Source organism: Leptolyngbya sp. FACHB-541, from assembly GCF_014695875.1.
Lineage (GTDB): Bacteria > Cyanobacteriota > Cyanobacteriia > Elainellales > Elainellaceae > JAAUTN01.
Genome location: NZ_JACJPC010000001.1, coordinates 1 through 2,056, shown reverse-complemented (window position 1 = coordinate 2,056; position 2,056 = coordinate 1). Strand labels below are relative to the sequence as shown.

The 2,056-nt window shown below is 48.1% G+C and carries 3 protein-coding genes and 1 pseudogene; 1 reads left to right on the top strand and 3 read right to left on the bottom strand.

All coding sequences use genetic code 11. The features are described from left to right. Positions 1-128 precede the first annotated feature (128 nt). Positions 129-428 (bottom strand): hypothetical protein, encoded by a 300-nt coding sequence (locus H6G00_RS00020; RefSeq protein ID WP_190795060.1) that lies wholly within the window; start codon positions 426-428, stop codon positions 129-131. A 363-nt stretch (positions 429-791) separates the two neighbouring features. After that, entirely contained in the window at positions 792-1,034 is a 243-nt protein-coding gene (locus H6G00_RS00015) for a hypothetical protein (RefSeq protein WP_190795059.1), read from the bottom strand. Between the two features lie 217 nt (positions 1,035-1,251). On the opposite strand from H6G00_RS00015, the gene H6G00_RS00010 reads away from it, so the two are divergent. Then, entirely contained in the window at positions 1,252-1,572 is a 321-nt protein-coding gene (locus tag H6G00_RS00010) for a hypothetical protein (protein WP_190795058.1), read from the top strand. Between the two features lie 167 nt (positions 1,573-1,739). Here H6G00_RS00010 and H6G00_RS00005 read toward each other — a convergent pair. Then, positions 1,740-2,056: pseudogene (locus H6G00_RS00005) on the bottom strand (hypothetical protein); the annotation flags it as partial.

The following is a 2,056-nucleotide window of genomic DNA, read 5'->3' as shown; positions in this document are numbered from 1 at the left end:
GAGAGCCTCATACTGACCGGAATATCAGGAGCCAGAGGTGGTGATGTTGAGTTCATCTAGTAGCACTGGGCTTTCACCAGGGTTCAGGTAGGCAAAGTAGAGTTAGCATTCGTTCTGCCTTCAGGGACTCAGCGGATTTCTGGCTCTGCAACAGACTTGCCCTCTCGTCTTGGGACGAGCGCTCGGCTCCTGGAACCCTCGCGCGAGCCACTGCGATTCGAATCCCGTGTCCTCCGCACATCGATTTTCTCTGCTTCTGTGGCGGTAACTGTAAACACTTGCCGCCCATCAACTGCATTGTAGAGATTTTCAAGGACACAAACTAAGCCTTGGAACTGGAGTTCTTCAGCCCTTGCATCTCTCGCTTGACGGGCCTCATCTGCATCTTCCCAGTCCAGCTCTAAAAACGTTTCTTGAATCGGTTTCATCGGATCTATTTGGCATCACTTTTCTAAGTGCCTTTGAAGCACCATTCACCATTATCCCCTAGCACAATAGTATCTGCTGCAAAATCGCACTAACTTTGGGCTCTTGTCCACTTTTGGCGAAAACAGGATCGATCGTTAAATTGTTCAACGTGGATGCTGAGTTTGAAGCTGCTTTAAGAGCCTGAATTAACCCCAACAATCTCGGATCACCAAAAGTGGACATGAACCCGATCTTGTGAGAATACGCATCTGCTGCGTTCTGGTGTTGCCCCGTCTTAAACTTGTGAGCGAAGCCGGTTGCTAGCGTTCTAGATTGATGACTGCTGAGAGCGCGATGTCAGCAACAGTGAGTACTACAGCTATTCACAGTCCTAGAACACGACCAAGCGGGTTAACAAAGGCAGCTAGTAGGTTTTGGTGGAGCTTGTACAGTTGTCTACCGCCACTTATTTTGATTGTTAGCTGGCTTTGCACCAAGTGCACCCGTTCTTCAACGGTATGGGTGAGTCTCAAAAGTTCCCAAGAGGAGATCAATGAGGAAGTAGCAAGGTCAGCCAGTAGATGTAGAAAAATCTTGGTGGTGGCGGTGGAGTGGAAGGTAACCATCATACAGTCCAGTGAACCTATCAGACTTAATTAGAAATAACAAAATAGCGCTATACGCAGTGCTTGAATTTAATTATCTTGCTCCTTAAGGCTCCATGGCGTAGCCGTTTCATTTCCGGTTAAGTCTATTATTTGGGATAGAGCCAGTTCTCTGCCTGCTACTTACAACTGCTCCGTTTTGCCTTTAGCTTTTTTCTAACCCAGCTCAGTGCATCAGATGAACTCCCCTTCTCCAAACGATGAACAACAGTTGCAGCAATCGATTGAGCAGAGCTTACAAGAGATTGCCCTGCAAATGGGACAACCTATTGACTCGCAAGTTGCCCAGCAGGTTTACCAGTCTGCCGCTGATCTGTTGAGCCATCTTGTTTATGCGCCCATTACCCTGGCTCGTTTAGCTGGGACATTGCTGGTTTATCAATTGCAAGATGTAGAGTCCCAGGAGGTGGAATGGTTCAAGTCGCAGGTGAAGGGGTGTCCCAATGATGATGAGGTTGAGGAATTGATTGAATCGCTCCACCGGATAGATTCACTCTAATGAACTGCAACGTAATCAAGCTAATGCATAAGTTAATCGAGTGGCAGATTACTCCTATCTTTGAGCGGCGTTGCTGAAAAGCAGTATGAATCGAAACGAAGTTTCGAGCATACAGCACCTTTTTTATACCTAGAATCAGCAACGCCGGGATTTACGCCATTCATTTGCTAATTGCGCTCATCAACATCAGACGACTCTTGAATCCACAGCGCTAGACCACCCCCCCGCCCTCGTGCCGCGATGAATTCCTCGGTCACCAGGAAAAAGGCAAAGAAGGGTAGCTTTGCAATCGCAATTTGCTCAAACGCCGCCACTTTCGCCTTGCCCCCTCGAAAATCTGCCGTGAACAGCGATCGCTCGCCAAGTTCAAACTGCACTTGGGTAAAGTCAAATGCCAACAGATTCTTCTTGTCCAAATACTTCGCTGGACCGGTGAATCTCAGCTTGAAGCCGCCGAGTTGAATTTGGTTGCTCGCGGCGAGTG

Bases quoted from the DNA above. Each gene is read 5' to 3' on its own strand.
- H6G00_RS00020 (WP_190795060.1), bottom strand. From the start codon at position 428: ATGAAACCGATTCAAGAAACGTTTTTAGAGCTGGACTGGGAAGATGCA.
- H6G00_RS00010 (WP_190795058.1), top strand. From the start codon at position 1,252: ATGAACTCCCCTTCTCCAAACGATGAACAACAGTTGCAGCAATCGATT.
- H6G00_RS00015 (WP_190795059.1), bottom strand. From the start codon at position 1,034: ATGGTTACCTTCCACTCCACCGCCACCACCAAGATTTTTCTACATCTA.